Here is a 17,221-nt window from a genome sequence, read left to right as displayed (position 1 = left end):
AATCTGAATTTCGGGCAGACTATAGAGCAGTTAGGTCCGATTACAGCCTGTTTGCGACACGGCGCACATGCCCCGCGACCAGTACGATCAAGTCGGTCACGCTCGGGCGATTTATGGGGCTTCAGGCAAACGCCCAGACGTCTTCCGCATAGATGCCGACGCTGTAGCCGGCCGTTTTCAGCTTGACCACGACCTCGCCGATTTCGGCCGCGGGCAAGGCACCTACTTCGACCTTGATGAGCCCAGGCCGGTAGCGTTCGAGGTCGAGCTGATCGAAGACCGTCCAGTCCGCGCCCTCACAGTCTACGAGGAAGGCATCAATATGGTCGATGCCGTTGCGATCCAGCAGCACTTGCAAAGGCTCGGAGGCAACCTCGATATCCTTCAAATAGGGCTCAAACTTCGCGAAATTGTCATCCGCTTCGCCCCAGGCGTTCTTGCCGGACATCAGGTTCGTGTCGGTGGTGGAGGAACAGCCGATGAATTCGATGGGAAGTGTGCCCGCTTCAAGTGCGGCGGCGTCGAACGTCTTGACCTTGATCGTCCCCTTGGAACGGGTGACGGCGACCGGTTCGATGATGAATCGCTCCGCATCGGGATAGTTGGCGCGCAGGCGCTTCTGATTGTACGGGATCGGCTCGACCAGAAGCGCGCGCGAATTGGCGATGCGATGCAGCCAAGGCGTGACATCGTCAAACAATGCACCGTCGCAGGCGCCCACATTGACCATCTGGAACGGACGTCCTCGCCCCAAGCGCGCCTTCAAGGCAGCCTGGGCAAGGAACTTGGTTCCTCTAAGCGCCGCTCCACGGTCAAGAATGCCGACCGGCAGCCCGAAAGCCAGCACAATCCGCACGAACTCCAAGAATATCGACGCTTCGCCGCCATCCATCATGAATTTTCCTTCGGCGCACAGTCGAAACGCGGTTTCCATATCACCACGAGCAGCATCGCCATGCCCGCCGTGAAAACAAAGTAGAAGCGGTCGTCTGGCAGTGGGAAACTGGCGAATTTCCCAAGCAGGCCAATCGTCAGCGCAAACATCAGCGCCGTTTCGCGCGGAGTCCCCGCCCTGCCAGCGCGCCAAAGCAGCGCCCATCCCGCCAGCATCGCCACCATCAATGGTGGCCAGTCATTGTCGAGCAGTGCCACAGCGGCACCGCGCGCATAGCCCTTGGCGAAGTCGACGATCGAGAAATCTGGATGAAAACCCGTCATCGAGTTCTGGATTTCCACGCAAGAAAAATAGAAATGCGTCCACCAGCCCGGATGTCCGCCGTAGCGAGAAATCAAAATACATGCGGCAAACGATGCCACGAACGTCACGGCGATCGGCAACAACCGCCAGCCAAACAAGATTGCGGTCAAAAGCAGCGCGAAGATCAGGATGATGTTGTCCGGTCGCACGAGTATCGACAGGAACAGCAACAAGCACGCCGCCAAGTCGCGCTGCTTGGCCAAAAGGTACAACGCGGCCATGGAAACGACTGCCAGAAGCATGTCCGGCGTCGCCGCCGTCATCATATGGAAAACGTCGGCCAGTATCAGCAGCGGCGCCAGGATGATCGCCCCTTGCAACGCCTGCTCGCGGCCGAGCCACCACAGGCACAGGCCGGCAAATCCAAGCGCCGGAATGATCGACAGCAGGATCGCTCCGGACACGATACCGGTCACGGGCTCCAGCGCCCGCATCAGCCAGATGTAGCCAACCTTCACGCGGAACATGGAAAGCTGCGATTCAAAGTCGGCCGGGTTTTCCCATTGGTGCCGGTTGTACGGATTGCCGTACTGAAGATTGTAGAGTTGCGCCTCGCGCGCGCCTTCGCTGATCGCCGCCCATGTCTCGGCATGAAGCTGCTCGGGGGTTTCCGTGCGGTTTTCCAGCGCCGTCGCCACATAGGCGACCATGTCCCAATTGTAGTCGGGACGGACCCAACTATAGATCGACACCATCACGAACACGGCAATGAAAGCCGCAGCCGCTAGCTTGTCGAGTAGGCTGCGTCTAGCCCCTGCCCGCGCCAGCGCGTCGGCTGCACCGGTGCGCATCGCCCAGCCAACGGCTGTGCCCTGAAGGCCGCTCATCACTGCGCCTCCAAGTGGTCATGCACTGACATTACTTCACCTGGCTTTTCACGAAATCCTTCACGATCGCGATGATGCCGCGCGACAGCAGGCCATCCAAAGCGTCAATGAAGCGGTCGACATGTTCGCGCTGGCAAACCAGCGGTGGCTCCAGCCGGATGACGTTGCGGTTGTACTCGGTGAAGGCAACCAGCACGTCATAGTCGCGAAGTAGCAGCGCCCCGACAAAGCCCGACAGCGAACCTTTCAGCTTCTCGTCCAGCACGCTGACGATAGGCCGCAGCACCATGGGCAGCGTCTGCGAGAAATCGTGGAACTCGAGGCCCACCATGAACCCCTTGCCGCGAACATCCTTGATGATCTTGGGATGCTTCGCCTGCACCGCCTGCAAGCGCTCAAGCAGGTAGGCGCCGGTGTCGGCGGCATTGTCGATCAAGCCTTCATCGTAGAGCACGTTGAGGCCTTCGATCGCCGTAACGCAGGCTTCGCCCATGCCGCCGAATGTCGCCTGCGCATGGATCATCGCCGTCTTCGGCGTGCCATAGGCCTTCATGTAGACGTCGCGCTTGGCGATCATCGCGCCGACCGCCGCCTTGCCTGCACCCAGCGACTTGGCAAGGGCAGTGATGTCCGGCACCACGCCATAATGTTCAAAGGCGTAGAAACGTCCCGAGCGACCGTAGCCGCACTGCACCTCGTCCGCCACCCAAAGCACGCCGTACTGATCGCACAGTGCGCGCAGCTTCTGCCAGTATTCGGCGGGGGCCTGGATAATGCCACCGCCGCCCTGGATGGTTTCAAGAACGATGACCCCGATTTCGGGATCAGCACGAAACAGGCGCTCGACCGCATCAATATCGCCGAAGGGAACGCGCGCGGTGTTGTCCACCAGCTTGAATTCACCACGGTAAAGCTGCCCGTCGGTGATGGTCAAAACACCCTTGGTCTTGCCGTGGAACGAATTCTCCGCGTAGACGATCTTCGGTCGCTTCGGTCCAGCCGCGCGCTCGGCAAGCTTCACCGCAGCTTCCATCGCCTCCGAGCCGGACGAACCGAGGAACACCATATCGAGGTCACCCGGAGAGCACGCAGCGATGTTGTGCGCCAGCGCCGCCGCATATTGCGACATGAAGGCGATGGCGATTTCCTGCCGCTTCTCTTCCTGGAACCTGCGGCGCACCTCTAGGATGCGCGGGTGATTGTGGCCGAATGCCAGCGAACCGAAGCCGCCGAAGAAATCGAGGATCTTGCGGCCGTTCTGGTCGATGTAGAACATGCCTTCCGCACGCTCGATCTTGATCTTGTGGAAGCCGAGCAGCTTCATGAAATGGAGCTGGCCGGGGTTGATATGCGCCTTGAACAGGTCGGTGATGCGAGCCACGTCCATTGCCTTGGCCTGTTCGACGCTGATCAGGTTCGGCCTTGGAGTGGTTTCCGGCGACAGGCCAGGAGCGGTCACGACGGCGCGGGCTTTCGACTGTTCTAGTTTGGTCATGACGGTCATCCGATACTCCTGTCTGCTTGCGCCACCGGCAACCCTTCGCCAGCGTCGCTCGAAATGAAATTACTCGGCCGGGACGTGTCGCGCGGCTACCTTTTGCCCGTCCCTCTTGGCGCGATACTCGCTGTAGGCGGCAATCAGCATGTCTTCGTCGCGGTACTTCGGCACCCAGCCCAGTTGCCGCTCCGCCTTCGACACGTCGAGCACGCATTCCTCATCGGCTATCAGGTACTGTTCGGGGTCCATGATCGGCATGTTCATCAGATCGAACAGGTCGAGCGTGCGCTTTACCGCCCAGCCAGGCGTCGGAATGAGAAGCGACTTCGACCCGGCATGCTTGATCAGGTCGCCCAGCAGCTTCTTGACCGGCGGCGGATTGAGAGAGCCAAGATTATAGGCCTCGTCCGGCACGCCTGCCTTCCACGCCGCTCTCGCAGCTTCAGCGCAGTCGAACACAGAGATGAACTGGTAAGGGTTCTTGCCCGAGCCGATCATCGGCACCGGAAGGTTCATGTCGATCAGCTTGAACAGCTTTTCCAGGATGCCAAGCCGGCCGGGTCCGATGATGAGACGCGGGCGAAACAGCGAAATCTGCATGCCGCGCTTGCGCCATTCGGCAGCCAGTTCCTCTGTCATCTGCTTGGAAAGACCGTATTCGCCAAGCGGCGCGACCGGGTGGTCTTCCGTCATCGGCGTCACGACGGTGTGGCCATAGATCATGTCGGTGGTGAAATGCACCAGCTTCGAGGCGCCGACGGCATCCATCGCCTCGATGATATGAAGTGTGCCGTAGTAGTTCACCGGAAAGAAGAAGTCGTGCCGCTTCGCCCTTGTCTGGATCGGGGACAGCATCTTGGCCGACAGGTTGTAGACCATGTCGGCAGCCTTCAGCCCAACCGCCTCCACCGAAGCCGCATCGGTAACATCGCATTTCACGAAGCGGGCGGAGCGGTAATGCTTGAGATCGCTCTTGACGATGTCCGCCACGACCACTTCAGCACCGTCCGCAAGCAGCTTGGGAGCAAGGTGACGGCCAACAAACCCGTCGCCGCCAAAGATAACGTGTTTCATCGTGTGATCTCGCTGGTGGTAATCTTGTCGGTGGATTGGGCGGCCGTGACCTCATCGTGCCCGGCTCCACTTTCGCGGCCGCTCTGCGCGATCAGCACTGTGCCAACGCAGATGAAGGCGATGCCGGCGATGCGCCAGCTATTGAGGTCTTCGCGGAACACGAAATAGGCAAAAACCGCCACCGCCACATAGGCAAGGCTGAGGAACGGATAGGCGAAGGACAGTTCCACTTTGGAGAGCACATAGAGATGCGACGCCATCGAAATGACGAATGTGCAAAGGCCGAGGAATACCCACGGGCTGAACACGATCTGCAGCAGTCTCACCAGTGGATTGACCCCCTCAAAAGAAATGGGGCCAAGCGACATCATGCCTTGCTTCAGCATGAGTTGTGCCGCAGCGTTGGTCATCACCGTAAACAGAATGAAAGCCAAGTATTTCATGTTTGTCCCACGTCGTTCCAAGCAATACTGGGAACAGAAAAATATTCCGTGAAGCAGCGCGAATATTTTTATTAAATTGCTTGGTAGCTTCGTTTCTACCAACAGCAATTCAAGTCCTGTCTATTCCGCAGCTTCTATCAAGCTCGCTCCATTTGCTCCCAGCCGGCCGGCCGTCCGCACCCAGAACGAAGATCGAAACGCCGGGTCGCGCACCGATTCCAACCTACGCCAATCGGGGAAGGACGCCGCGAATGTCTCTGCGCTCATACGCGCATCCTTGTAGGGATTGACCGCGCCACCGGATCTGACCGTTATGTCGTCAAGTTCGGCTAAAAGCTTCAGCGTCGCCTCGCCGCGATTGGGAAAGTCAAGCGTCAGCGTGTAGCCGGGGCGTGGAAATGACAGAAGCGCCGGCGAGCGCACCGAACCGAAGCGCTTCAAGACCGTGAGGAACGAGCCCTGCCCTGCCCGCCGGGTTGCTTCCAGCAAGGCCGGCACCACTTCACGAGCCAAGGCTTCGGGCACCACGCTTTGATGCTGGAAAAGGCCCTTTGGCCCGTAAAGTAGGTTCCAGTCGCGAACCCCGTCCAGCGGAAAGAAAAATCCCTGGTAGCTGCTCTGGTGCGGTTGGCCGGATCGTCCTTTACTCCAGCGGTAGGCAGCGTTGAAGGCGCGCAGGAACGGACGGTTGAGCGCTGTGAAAGACGGCTGGAACGGAACGCGCAGCCTCGCGGACGTATCGCTTGCCGCCCGCGATCCGGTCTCGGCGTGGTTACCGGTGAAGAGCAGACCGCGGCCAGCTTTGCGCCCACCTGCCAGTTGGTCGATCCAAGCCACCGCATACTCATTATCCTGATCCGCCGCCTCGGCGAGATCGAAGAATTCCGCAGTGCTTCGAAACGGCGTTACCTGCTCGACAATATCGAGCGACGGAACGCGCATCAGGCGGATCGAAGCGGACAGGATCAGGCCTGTCAGCCCCATGCCGCCGATCGTCGCCCAGAAAAGACGCGTATTCTCCACCTGCGAGCAACGGTATGTCTGCCCGTCCGAGCGCAGCAGCGTAAGGGCTTCGACATGGCATCCGAAAGTGCCGCGCCGATGGTGGTTCTTGCCATGGACATCGTTGGCGATTGCGCCGCCAAGGGTAACGAACTGCGTGCCCGGCACGACTGCCGGGAAATAGCCGAACGGCGCGGCAAACCCGATGACGTCAGACAACAGCATGCCTGCATCGGCTTCCAGCAAGCCCGTTTCAGGATCGAACGCGCGTAAGCTCTTGAGAGAGCGCATGTCCACGACCGTCCCGGTCAGGTTCTGGCAGGAATCGCCGTAGGAGCGGCCATTGCCGTAGCCCAGCAAGGAATTATCCGGCACCTTGCCAGACTTGAGCAGGTCGATAGCCTCGCCGGGCGTCATGGCTTTCGGGGCCGGCAATGTTGCGCGGCCAAAGCTTGAATAAGTGCTGGAGCGCTTCACGGCCACAGGCTTCCCACAACCAGAAGCAGCGCACCCGCAACAATCACGATCTGGCTGCGCCAGTCGCGAATGACGAAGACGACCGGATCGTCATGCATCTCGTCCCTGCGCGCCAGGATCCACACACGCATGGTCATGTAGAGTACGATGGGCGGCAGCGGCCACATCATCCAGGGATGAGCATAGAGTTCGCGCACAGCCGTGCTGTCCAGGTAAAGCGCAAGAACGAGCGCCGACGAAAACGCCGACGCCATGCCGGCTTGGGCCACGATTTCCTGGTCTTCGTAGCGATAGCCACGCCCGGCGATCCGCTCTCCTGCGGTTAGCCTTGTCGAGCGCAGTTCCACAAAGCGTTTCACCAATGCCAATGACAGGAAGTAAAAGATCGAGAATGCCAGAAGCCAGAACGAGACATCGGTGCCCGTGGCGGCTGCCCCTGCCACGACGCGGATCGTATAGAGACCGGCCAGCGTCAGCACGTCGATCAGCAGCATGCGCTTCAGCGACAGCGAGTAAGCAGTCGTAATGACGAGGTAGCCACCCAGCACGATCAGGAACTCCGGCGGCAGCAAAAACGCGCAACCAAGGCCGATGCCAAGCAGGCCGACGATCGACCACAGGCCGAACGGAATGGACAGCGCGCCGCTTGCGAATGGCCGATTGCGCTTGGTGGGGTGCTGGCGATCAAGCGACAGGTCGAAAAAATCGTTGAGAATGTAGATCGCCGAAGCCACCGCGCTAAACGAGACGATGGCGAGCATGCATTGCAGCACCATCTGCACATTCAGATACTCATGCGACAGCACCATAGGCACCGCGATCAAACCGTTCTTGAGCCATTGATGGCAACGCAGCATCCTGACTATGGTTTTTGCCGTTGGCTTAGCCCCGGCCATCGCCTCGCAATCGTGCCTCGCCTGCCAGCGCGCCGCGCTACGGTCAGGCGCCACGACGATTGCCGTGCGCGCTGCATCGAACACATCGAGGTCGTGGCGGCTGTTTCCCGCGTAGTCGAAACCGCCGTCGCCATAAGCGGCGACGAGCGCCTCGCGCTTGCGCGATGAAGTCAGGTTATGCGGCCCATCCGTTGCAAGCACATGGTCGAAGATACCGAGATGCGCCGCGACCGCTTCCGCAAACTTGCGTGGCGTGCCAGTCGCTAGGACGATCTTGCGGCCATCGGCGTGATCGGCTTGCAACCTGGCCAACAAATGTTCGCGATAGGGCAGCGATGCAGCGTCGATATCGACCCTTTCCGCAATTTTCTGCTTCAGGCGCGCGGGACCGGCGGCAAGCCAGATCGGTATCAAGAACAGGTAAAGCGGGTTCTGCCTGAGCAGCGCAAACAGACCTTCCCAGAGAAGGTCGGTCGCGATCAACGTGCCGTCGAGATCGACGGCAAGCGGCATCGCATTCCTTTCCGACCTTACGTCCATGTTCGCTGCCCCAGTCTGTTGCCTGCCCGCTGTGGATATAGCGGCGCGTGGCCAAGCGAACGTTAAAAAGACGGATGGAGAGCCGAACAGCCAATCGGATTTCAGGCGTTATCGTTAAGCATGTCTTGCGCGAAAACATAAGAGGCCGGGCGATTGCCCGGCCTTTCCTGCTCGCGAAAGAAGCACGGCGGTTACTTCACCTTGGCGACGCCACCGGAAATTTCGACCGTTTCAGAACCGGTCAAGGCTTCCAGGTCACCATTGGGCAAGGTCACGAAGCAGCCGCTCGGGCAGAATTCCACGGTCTCGCCGGCCGCCAACGCCAACTCGGACTTGCTGCCGCCTTCCGTAACCACGAGCGTCCGCGTTTCCGCGTCCTTGTTGACGGCGCTTGCTGCGAAAGCCGCGCCGCTCGCGGCCAACAGCATTGTGCCGGTGATCAGTGACTTCCACATTGCATTTCCGGTGTTGCCACCGCCTCTGTTGCCACTTGCAAGGCGTTTTTCGCCATTGCGGACAAGCTTATAGGAGAATGAAGCTGAACCGCAACTGAATGCCCTATTCATGCCGCAATTGGTTTCGGAAACGTTCAGGAGCTTGGCAAGAAGCCTAATTCGGGTCGGGTTTTCGTGGTTTGCGGCGGCTTTTCAGCGCCTTCTGCTCCGCCTCGGCTTTCAGCCGTTCGCGTTCGGCGTGTTCCACTTCCATCTTGTCGTCGTCACCCGGCCAAGGCTCCAGCTTCGGCATTTCGACGACGGCGCGCGGCGTCGATGGTATCTCGATGCACTCGCGATTGAAGGCTTCGAGGATGGCGAACCGGATATCGTTCTGGACACCGCCGCCGTTCAATATATCCGCAAGATAGATGCGAACCTCGAACTCCAGAGCCGCCGTGCCAAAATTGGTGAACTGAACAAACGGCTCTGGATTCTTAAGAACCATTGGATGGCTGCGCGCTATTTCAAGCAGAACTTCATGCACCCGCTTCACATCGCTGCCATAGGCAACGCCAACCTTGATCTCGACCCGGCCAAGCTTGTTGCGGTGCGTCCAGTTGCCGACGGCGCCATTGATGAGGTTGGAGTTGGGAAGGATGACCGACTGGCGCTGGAACGTCTCGATCTCGGTAGCGCGCACGCTGATCTTCCTGACGGTGCCGCTGACGTCGCCCGCCACGATCCAGTCACCGACCTTGAACGGGCGTTCGGCCAGCAGGATGAGGCCGGAGACAAAATTCGAGACGACATTCTGGAGACCAAAGCCGATACCAAGCGAAAGCGCACCTGCGACCAGAGCAAGGTTGGACAAATCTATGCCGGCTGCCGAAACGCCGACCAGTGCGGCCACCGCGACACCGGCATAGCCCACGGCCAGGCGTATGGAATTGCGCACGCCGGCGTCCACCTTGCCGCGCGCCATCACCGAGCCATCGAGCCAACCCTGGAACCAGCGGGTGAGGAAATAGCCGATGGCGAAAACGACAAGGCCGGAAAGGATGCCGGTGAAGGATATGGTCACCGAACCGATGCTGAGGCCGGTCGCCAGCTTGTAGCCCCAAGTCTGGATATCACCGGGCTGGAAACCCCACATCAACAGGATCAACGGCAGGAACACCACCACGATCAAAAGGTTGAGTGCGACGCTTACGGCAAGGCCGAGCTGATCGAGTGTGTTGTCTTCCATATTGGCGTTGGAGGTCAGCCAACGACCAGCGGACGAGCCGCCAAAACCGCCCTCCTCGCCGATCGCTTTGGCCGACAGGAAGCCGATATAGGCAGTAATCAGGATCGTGCCGGTGACGACGACCTGAAGGGAGACAAACAGCGCAAGTCCGATGTAACCGAAAAGCGCTGCGCCGATGGTAAAACCGCCGAGCAGGAAGGCACTGTAGCGCAGCCACGCCGGCCACGGTCGCCACACGCCTTCATGGGTCCTGAACGGCTTCACCAACCCCATCAGGATCAGGATCACGCCGACGATGATCGTGGCGATGAAGCTGCGGGCGATGGTCAGCGAGAGCGGCGAACCCATCTGCTCGTTGACGACTGAAAGGAAGTTGCTGATTCCGACGACGACGGCCATCGCCGTCGCCAGATGCACCAACCAACGAGCCGCGCTGGATTCGACCGGGATCAGCCGCCAGTTCGGCAAATTCGGCGCAAGTGCTGCATTTGCCAGCCTGTTGACCAAGAAGATCGTGGTCAGGATCAGCATCGCGGCACTCAGGAAAACGCCGATATCGCCACGCAGCACATTGGATGAATTGAAGAAGAAGTAGGTCGCCGAGAAGAACACCCCAACTGCGGCTGTGGGAAGCAACGTCGACCAGAACGCAACCGAGAGACGGCTGAGATAGGATGGCTCCTCCGCTGCAGGATCTGCTTCGATCAACCGGCCAAACAAGCGTTTGCCGCCAATCAACAGCACAGCCGCAGCAATCAGCGCCAGGAAGGTGGCAATCACTACGGCCTGGAATTTGAACTTGAAGGCAAACGAAATCCACGACGACAGCGAACTTACGAAGTTCCGGAATTCCTGGTTGGCGTCCGAGATCACCTCGCCGCTCAGCGCATCGGTAAGCTGACGGCGCTTGGTCAAAAGGCTGCGGAATAACTCGCTGCGCATCAAGGCGATCTTGTCGATCATCCCGTTGCTGCGAAGCGAAAGGTTTTGCGCCGCGGCAAGCACGCCATTGATCTGGGCCTTTTCGGCCGCCAGTTGACCACGCTCGGTCGTGACTATGTCAGGCTCTGGGGCTTGGCCGTCGGCGGGAGCTGGCCCCAGTTGCTCGAGCCTCGCATTGATCTCGGCAAGCCTTGGCCTGAAGGCGAGCGCGCTCTGCAGCGCCTCGCGCGATATGTCCTCAAGCCCGAGACGAATCTCGACCAGCTTGGCGTCGTCTTCCCCCTCAAGAGATATCTGCTTCTCAAAGCCATCGGCCATACGCGTAAGCGTGTCGAGGGCTTTTTGCTGTTCAGCGACAAGCGGCGTCGAGGCCGGAGCCTGGTCCTGCGCCGTTGCGGTCTGTGGCAACAGCACCGTGACCGCAAGCGTCAGGGCAACAATGTAGCGAAGCATCCGAAAGGGCATATCGAGGCTAGCGACTCGCTGACGAAACAAGGGGATGAAACACCTCCATTGATAGAGACGGGAGCTTGAAGGAGCAAGCCGCCTTGCCATAACTGCCGGAGTCGGTTTGTTGAAAAGCGGCGGCGCAATATTGGCCTTTTGAAGTTACCCTGCTCTATAGTCTGCCCGCGCACAGAACGAACAATTGGAAAACGGCGGAATATCGACGATGGCGGAATATTCGGCCTTGGCGCTGATCAAGAACGCGCTCAACGGCAACAAGGACTGGAAGCCGGCCTGGCGCAAGCCGGAGCCGAAGGCCTCCTATGATGTCATCGTCATTGGCGGCGGCGGCCACGGCTTGTCGACGGCCTACTACCTCGCCAAGGAACACGGCATCAACAATGTCGCCGTGCTTGAGAAAGGCTATCTCGGATCCGGCAATGTCGGCCGCAACACCACCGCCGTGCGCTCCAACTACCTGCTGCCCGCCAACACCCGCTTCTATGAGCATTCGATGAAGCTATGGGAAGGCTTGTCGCATGACCTCAACTACAATGTGATGTTTTCCCAGCGTGGGTGCCTGAACCTCGCTCACACCCCGGCCCAACTTGATGATTTCGCCAGGCGCGGCAATGCCATGCGCCATCTGGGCGTCGATGCCGAACTGATGACGCCGGCTGAGATATCACGGCTGATTCCCGCCATGGACGTCTCACCGGATGCCCGTTTTCCAATCTATGGCGGCCTCATGCAGCCACGCGCTGGCACGGCGCGCCACGATGCCGTCGCCTGGGGTTACGCCCGCGCCGCCGACCGCCGTGGCGTCGATATTGTCGAGAACTGCGAGGTGACCGGCTTCATTCGCGAGGGCGACCGCATCGTCGGCGTAACGACCACACGCGGTGACATCCGCGCCAGGAAGGTTGCGCTTGCAGTAGCCGGCAGCACGGGCCGCGTCATGCAGTTGGCCGGCATCGAGCGCATGCCGATAGAGAGCCACCTCTTGCAGGCCTTCGTCACCGAATCGCTGAAGCCGTTTATCGACACGGTCGTGACCTTCGGCATGGGCCACTTCTATATGTCGCAGTCCGACAAGGGCGGTCTCATCTATGGCGGCGATCTCGACGGCTACAACAGCTACGCCCAGCGCGGCAACCTGCCCATCGTGGAAGAGGTGATGGCCGAAATGCTGGCATTGTTCCCGAGCCTCGGCCCTGCGCGGGTGCTGCGGTCCTGGGGCGGCGTCTGCGACATGACCATGGACGGCTCGCCCATCATCACGACCGGCCCGTTGCCCGGCATGTATCTCAACTGCGGTTGGTGCTACGGCGGCTTCAAGGCGACGCCTGCTTCAGGTTGGTGCTTCGCCCATACGATTGCCAAGGACGAACCGCACGAGCTCAATGCCGCCTTCACGCTTGAGCGTTTCCATCACGGTGCCATCATTGACGACAAGGGCCAGGGCGCAACGCCCCGGCTGCATTAGTCCATGACCTTGGCCGAGCAAAAAGATTCGAAGCCATGCTGATCACCTGTCCATATTGCGGGCCGCGCGACGTGTCCGAATTCACCTACCAGGGTGACGGCAACCGCGAGCGCCCTGCGCCTGCTTCGCAGAACCTCGATGCTTGGAACGAGTATGTTTATGACAGGCTGAATCCGGCCGGTGACCACAACGAGGTCTGGCAGCACTCCGGCGGATGCCGGTCGCATCTCAGGGTGGTGCGCAACACGCTTACCCACGAAATCTCGAGCGTCGTATTCGCGCGCGGACATGTTCCGCACCGGTCCCCGTCCAAGCGGGGAGCCAAGGCATGAGTGCGCGCCGCGCGACTTCCGGTGGGCGCATTGACCGACTGCGCACTATCCGCTTCACCTTCGATGGCAAAGCCTTCACCGGCCACGCCGGCGACACGCTGGCCTCCGCCCTGCTCGCCAACGGCGTTACACTGTTCGGCCGTTCATTCAAATACCACCGCCCCCGCGGTGTGTTGACTGCCGGCGTCGATGAGCCGAACGCATTGGTGACAGTATTGCGAGGCGACGTGCGCGAGCCGAACGTGCCGTCAACCGCCGTCGAAATCTATGACGGCCTCGTGGCTGAAAGCCAGAACCGCTTCCCGTCTCTTAAGTGGGACGTCAGCGCCGTCAACCAGCTTGCTGGCAAGCTGATCTCGGCCGGCTTCTACTACAAGACCTTCATGGGTCCCGCGATCGGTCCCTTCAAGGGAACGCGCTTCTGGATGTTGTGCGAGCACTTCATTCGTCGCGCGGCGGGTCTTGGCCGCGCGGGCCGCGCAGCCGATCCTTCGCGCTACGAGCGCATGAATGCGTTTTGCGACGTTCTGGTGGTGGGTTCCGGGCCAGCGGGATTGATGGCGGCGGCCGCAGCAGCCGACAAGGGCGCGCGCGTGATCGTGGCCGAACTCGATGCAAGGCTTGGTGGTTCGGCCAACTGGTCGGGCGAAACCATCGACGGCATGCCCGCTGCGGAATGGGCCGCCGGTCTTGCCGAAGGCCTCAAGACCCACGCGAATATCCGTGTGTTGCCGCGAACCACTGTATGGGGCTTTTACGACGGCAACACGCTTGCCGCGCTTGAGCGCGTCACCGATCACAAGGAGCGGCCCGGCAAGGGCGAGCCGCGCCATCGTCATTGGGTCATCCGGACCAAGAAGGTGGTGCTGGCGACCGGTGCCATGGAACGGCCGTTGATATTCCCAGGCAACGACAGGCCAGGTGTCATGCTGGCAAGTGCAGCACGGCGTTATGCCAACGAATTCGGCGTTCTGGCTGGCAGCAAGGTGGCGCTTTTCACCAACAACGACAACGCCTACCACGCTGCCGTTGCGCTGCAGAAGGCCGGGGCTGGTATCGCCGCGATCATCGACGTGCGCGCAAATATTTCCGATGCCATGCGCAATCTGGCCAGCGACGCGGGTGCGCAGATCCACACGGGTCACGCCGTCGTTGCAACCGATGGCAGCACAGCAGTTGCCGGCGTCAAGGTCCAGCGGTTCGACGCCACGAACGGCAGCTTGAGCGGTGAAGCGCGCACCATTCAGGCCGATTGCCTGTTGATGTCGGGTGGCTGGTCGCCGGCGATCCATCTCGCCAGCCAGGCGGGCGCAAAAGCCCGGTGGGACAACGAACTGCAAGCGTTCCTGCCGCCCGAGCCAACGCAAAGCTGGATCGGCGCCGGCGCCTTCAACGGCAGCTTCTCCACCACGGAGGCAATCGCCGAAGGCCATGCTGCGGGACTTGCGGCAGCGGGCGCAAAGGCCGCTGCCAATGACGATTTGCCCGTTGCCGATGCCGTTGCCGGCGATCCTGCGCCAGCGCCGGTGTTCGAGATCCGGGCCAACGGCAAAAGCTTCGTCGACTTCCAGCACGATGTCACTTCCGAAGATGTGCGTCTGGCTCACCGCGAAGGCTTCGTCTCGGTCGAGCACCTGAAGCGCTACACCACCCTTGGCATGGCGACTGATCAGGGCAAGACCTCGAATATCCCCGGCCTCGCCATAATGGCCGCAGCGCTCGGAAAGCCGATTCCCGAAGTCGGCACCACGCGGTTCCGCCCACCCTTCGCGCCGGTGTCGATCGGCTCGCTCGCGGCGGAACGGTATGGCGACATCCGCCCCGAGCGGTTGACGCCGATGCACGACTGGCATGTCGCAAATGGCGCGAGCTTCTATGCGGCAGGTCTCTGGCACCGCCCGATGATCTATGGTCATGCCGGTGAAGCGATCGAGCAAGCCTATGTGCGCGAGGCCAAGGCCACGCGTGAAACCGCCGGCATCGTCGACGTCTCCACGCTCGGCAAGATCGCCGTGCAAGGGCCGGACGCCGCCGAATTCCTCGACCGCGTCTACACCAACATGTTCTCCACGCTCGCCATCGGCAAGGCTCGCTACGGACTGATGCTGCGCGAAGACGGCATCGCGATGGATGACGGAACAACCTGGCGTCTGGGAAAGAACGATTTCCTCATGACCACCACCACCGCCAACGCGGGCAAGGTCATGCAGCATCTGGAATATTTCCTCGACATGATCTGGCCGGATCTCAAGGTCACCCTGACCTCCGTCACCGACCAGTGGGCAGGTGCGGCAATCGGCGGGCCGAAAGCCCGGGACATACTGGCAAGCTGCGTCAAGGGAACGCCCGTCGACAACGCCGCCCTTCCCTTCATGGGAATTGTCCACGGCAAGATTGCCGATGTCCCGGTGATGATCTGCCGTCTTTCCTTCTCCGGCGAGATGGCCTTTGAAGTCTACTCCGGCGCCGACTACGGCACCCATGTCTGGCAAGCCCTCATTAATGCCGGCAAGCCGTTCGGGCTGGTTCCTTACGGGCTGGAAGCGCTAGGTACGATGCGCATCGAAAAGGGTCACGTGACCGGCGCGGAAATCGACGGGCGAACGACCGCGCGCGACCTGCATCTCGACTGGATGCTATCGTCCAAGAAGCCGTTCATCGGTTCGGCGATGATGGACCGCAACGGCCTCACCTCGTCAGACCGCCTGCAATTGGTCGGCCTGCTCTCGCTTGACAACCGCCCGTTCAATGGCGGTGCGCATATCGTTGAAGAACTGGACGAGCGGAACCCGCATGGCTCCATTGGGCACATAACGGCGGCCTGCTACTCGCCCGCACTCGGCAGGTACATTGCGCTCGCCTTGGTCAAGGGCGGAAAGGCACGCCACGGCAGCCGTGCTTTCGTCTCCGACCCGCTGCGCAAGCGCTTCGGACCTGTCCAGATCGTCAGCCACCACTTCTATGACCCGGAAGGGAGCCGCATGCATGGCTGAGCGCTTGTCACCACTGGAGCCTGTTCTGCGTCCGGGTTCGCACGGCCAGTTCGAAAACGGCGTTGGCGTGGTGCTGTCCGAGATCGCACCCGGCTCCATTGTTCAACTGGCCGCTTGGCCCGGCCAGGAAAAAGCGATCATCGCAGCTATCAAGAAGGTCACCGGCCTTGCGTTGCCGGACGGCGCGGGTGGCGGTGTCGCGAACGGTTCAAAAGCCGCCTTTGGCTTCGCGCCGGCCAAATTCATGGTCGTGGACGACGTCGAAAGCATCTCCGAGGCTCTCACCAAGGCCGTGTCGCCGGAAATCGGGACGGTTACCGACCTTTCACATGGCCGCACTGCCATTCGCATCAGCGGCGCCAAGGCGGCATGGGTGCTCGCCAAGTTCTTCGCCATCGACTTCTCGCTCGTCGCCTTTCCCGTTGGCGCAGGGCGTTCTACGGTGCACCACGACATCTTCTCCCAGATCCAGCGCTCCGCCCCTGATCAGTTCGATGTCTACGTGTTCCGCTCCTTCGCCCGCAGCTTCTGGCACGCACTTTGCCGTGCCAGCGAGGAAGTCGGCTACGAAGTAAGATAAGTACCCCCTCGATCAGTTTTGCATGGGTCAGACCACCGTCTGGCCCATGAAATTTTTCTTGATTCCTTCATGAGATTCCCATCTCATGAAAACACAGGTCATTTTTTCATGAGCTTCCCCGTTTCCATCAAGGTCGTCACCGTGCCATCGACAGCAATCGCCATTGAGCCAGAAAGCCAGGAAGGCGAACGCCTTCTCGCCAGCGACATTCGTGCGCTGCGCAAGGCGCGAAGCTTGACGCTCGCCGAAGTGGCTTTGAAGCTTGGCCGTTCGATCGGCTGGCTGAGCCAGGTTGAGCGCGGCATGTCGATCCCTTCGCTTGGCGATCTGCGCGCTTTTGCAGAACTGTTCGAAGTCCCGGTCAGTCTTTTCTTCAGTCACGACGTTCCCGATGAAAGCGAGCGCGGCTTGATCGTGCGCGCGGAGCGCCGCCGGTCACTGGGAACAAGCGAAACCGGGCTGGTTGAAGAGCTCCTCTCGCCGGACCTTGGCGGCAGCTTCGAGATGCTGCGTTCGGTCTTTGCGCCGGGTGCGGAGCTGCGCGAGCCGTCGCTACGCCCCACGGAAGAAGCAGGCTACGTCGTCTCGGGTATTTTCGAACTGGAGATTGCCGGCGATTGGCATCGGCTGGAAGTCGGCGACAGCTTCCGCTTCGAGCACAAGCCGTTCCGTTGGCGCAATCCAGGCACCGAACCGGCTGTGGTGATCTGGACCGTTTCACCGCCGGTTTATTGAAGCGGATT

General features: G+C 60.6%; 14 protein-coding genes. 5 read left to right on the top strand and 9 right to left on the bottom strand.

Annotated features, from left to right (window positions below; genetic code table 11):
- Positions 1-121 precede the first annotated feature (121 nt).
- The 9 genes from ACODTY_RS08275 to ACODTY_RS08235 all read right to left on the bottom strand — a co-directional run bounded on the left by ACODTY_RS08275 (position 122) and on the right by ACODTY_RS08235 (position 11,105).
- Entirely contained in the window at positions 122-895 is a 774-nt protein-coding gene (locus ACODTY_RS08275; protein ID WP_488993809.1) for an FkbM family methyltransferase, read from the bottom strand.
- Complete coding sequence (locus ACODTY_RS08270) at positions 892-2,085, bottom strand: hypothetical protein (RefSeq protein WP_488993808.1); 1,194 nt, start codon at positions 2,083-2,085, stop codon at positions 892-894. Before ACODTY_RS08270 ends, ACODTY_RS08275 begins: the two co-directional genes overlap by 4 nt.
- Before the next feature lie 31 nt (positions 2,086-2,116).
- The gene (locus tag ACODTY_RS08265; RefSeq protein ID WP_488993807.1) at positions 2,117-3,589 is read right to left on the bottom strand and encodes an aspartate aminotransferase family protein; all 1,473 of its coding nucleotides are present in this window, start codon (positions 3,587-3,589) and stop codon (positions 2,117-2,119) included.
- Positions 3,590-3,649: 60 nt separating this feature from the next.
- Complete coding sequence (locus tag ACODTY_RS08260; RefSeq protein WP_488993806.1) at positions 3,650-4,657, bottom strand: NAD-dependent epimerase/dehydratase family protein; 1,008 nt, start codon at positions 4,655-4,657, stop codon at positions 3,650-3,652.
- Complete coding sequence (locus ACODTY_RS08255; protein ID WP_488993805.1) at positions 4,654-5,100, bottom strand: EamA family transporter; 447 nt, start codon at positions 5,098-5,100, stop codon at positions 4,654-4,656. Before ACODTY_RS08255 ends, ACODTY_RS08260 begins: the two co-directional genes overlap by 4 nt.
- A 120-nt stretch (positions 5,101-5,220) precedes the next feature.
- Positions 5,221-6,519, bottom strand: coding sequence for an FAD-binding oxidoreductase (locus ACODTY_RS08250; protein WP_488993859.1), 1,299 nt, complete (start codon positions 6,517-6,519; stop codon positions 5,221-5,223).
- 56 nt (positions 6,520-6,575) lie between these two features.
- On the bottom strand, positions 6,576-8,015 hold the full coding sequence (locus ACODTY_RS08245) for a UbiA family prenyltransferase (protein WP_488993804.1): 1,440 nt from the start codon (positions 8,013-8,015) through the stop codon (positions 6,576-6,578).
- A gap of 191 nt (positions 8,016-8,206) precedes the next feature.
- Positions 8,207-8,470 (bottom strand): hypothetical protein, encoded by a 264-nt coding sequence (locus ACODTY_RS08240; RefSeq protein WP_488993803.1) that lies wholly within the window; start codon positions 8,468-8,470, stop codon positions 8,207-8,209.
- Between the two features lie 154 nt (positions 8,471-8,624).
- Positions 8,625-11,105, bottom strand: coding sequence for a mechanosensitive ion channel domain-containing protein (locus ACODTY_RS08235; protein WP_488993802.1), 2,481 nt, complete (start codon positions 11,103-11,105; stop codon positions 8,625-8,627).
- A 208-nt stretch (positions 11,106-11,313) separates the two neighbouring features.
- Between ACODTY_RS08235 and ACODTY_RS08230 the strand changes: the two genes are divergently transcribed.
- From ACODTY_RS08230 to ACODTY_RS08210, 5 genes are all read left to right on the top strand, one after another.
- A complete protein-coding gene (locus tag ACODTY_RS08230; RefSeq protein ID WP_488993801.1) occupies positions 11,314-12,573 on the top strand; it encodes a sarcosine oxidase subunit beta family protein in 1,260 nt (419 codons plus the stop codon).
- Positions 12,574-12,608: 35 nt separating this feature from the next.
- Positions 12,609-12,905 (top strand): sarcosine oxidase subunit delta, encoded by a 297-nt coding sequence (locus ACODTY_RS08225; RefSeq protein WP_488993800.1) that lies wholly within the window; start codon positions 12,609-12,611, stop codon positions 12,903-12,905.
- A complete protein-coding gene (locus ACODTY_RS08220) occupies positions 12,902-15,898 on the top strand; it encodes a sarcosine oxidase subunit alpha family protein (protein ID WP_488993799.1) in 2,997 nt (998 codons plus the stop codon). The genes ACODTY_RS08225 and ACODTY_RS08220 overlap by 4 nt, the downstream gene beginning before the upstream one ends.
- Positions 15,891-16,478 (top strand): sarcosine oxidase subunit gamma family protein, encoded by a 588-nt coding sequence (soxG, locus tag ACODTY_RS08215; RefSeq protein ID WP_488993798.1) that lies wholly within the window; start codon positions 15,891-15,893, stop codon positions 16,476-16,478. Before ACODTY_RS08220 ends, soxG begins: the two co-directional genes overlap by 8 nt.
- Positions 16,479-16,586: 108 nt before the next feature.
- The gene (locus ACODTY_RS08210) at positions 16,587-17,213 is read left to right on the top strand and encodes a helix-turn-helix domain-containing protein (protein WP_488993797.1); all 627 of its coding nucleotides are present in this window, start codon (positions 16,587-16,589) and stop codon (positions 17,211-17,213) included.
- Positions 17,214-17,221: the final 8 nt, after the last annotated feature.

It is taken from the genome of Mesorhizobium sp. FG116 (genome assembly GCF_057809835.1).
Note: the sequence above shows the minus strand (reverse complement) of the source record. Positions and strands in the feature narration are given on the sequence as shown.

Bases quoted from the DNA above. Each gene is read 5' to 3' on its own strand.
- ACODTY_RS08275 (WP_488993809.1), bottom strand. From the start codon at position 895: ATGATGGATGGCGGCGAAGCGTCGATATTCTTGGAGTTCGTGCGGATT.
- ACODTY_RS08270 (WP_488993808.1), bottom strand. From the start codon at position 2,085: ATGAGCGGCCTTCAGGGCACAGCCGTTGGCTGGGCGATGCGCACCGGT.
- ACODTY_RS08265 (WP_488993807.1), bottom strand. From the start codon at position 3,589: ATGACCGTCATGACCAAACTAGAACAGTCGAAAGCCCGCGCCGTCGTG.
- ACODTY_RS08260 (WP_488993806.1), bottom strand. From the start codon at position 4,657: ATGAAACACGTTATCTTTGGCGGCGACGGGTTTGTTGGCCGTCACCTT.
- ACODTY_RS08255 (WP_488993805.1), bottom strand. From the start codon at position 5,100: ATGAAATACTTGGCTTTCATTCTGTTTACGGTGATGACCAACGCTGCG.
- ACODTY_RS08250 (WP_488993859.1), bottom strand. From the start codon at position 6,519: ATGACGCCCGGCGAGGCTATCGACCTGCTCAAGTCTGGCAAGGTGCCG.
- ACODTY_RS08245 (WP_488993804.1), bottom strand. From the start codon at position 8,015: ATGGACGTAAGGTCGGAAAGGAATGCGATGCCGCTTGCCGTCGATCTC.
- ACODTY_RS08240 (WP_488993803.1), bottom strand. From the start codon at position 8,470: ATGTGGAAGTCACTGATCACCGGCACAATGCTGTTGGCCGCGAGCGGC.
- ACODTY_RS08235 (WP_488993802.1), bottom strand. From the start codon at position 11,105: ATGCCCTTTCGGATGCTTCGCTACATTGTTGCCCTGACGCTTGCGGTC.
- ACODTY_RS08230 (WP_488993801.1), top strand. From the start codon at position 11,314: ATGGCGGAATATTCGGCCTTGGCGCTGATCAAGAACGCGCTCAACGGC.
- ACODTY_RS08225 (WP_488993800.1), top strand. From the start codon at position 12,609: ATGCTGATCACCTGTCCATATTGCGGGCCGCGCGACGTGTCCGAATTC.
- ACODTY_RS08220 (WP_488993799.1), top strand. From the start codon at position 12,902: ATGAGTGCGCGCCGCGCGACTTCCGGTGGGCGCATTGACCGACTGCGC.
- soxG (WP_488993798.1), top strand. From the start codon at position 15,891: ATGGCTGAGCGCTTGTCACCACTGGAGCCTGTTCTGCGTCCGGGTTCG.
- ACODTY_RS08210 (WP_488993797.1), top strand. From the start codon at position 16,587: ATGAGCTTCCCCGTTTCCATCAAGGTCGTCACCGTGCCATCGACAGCA.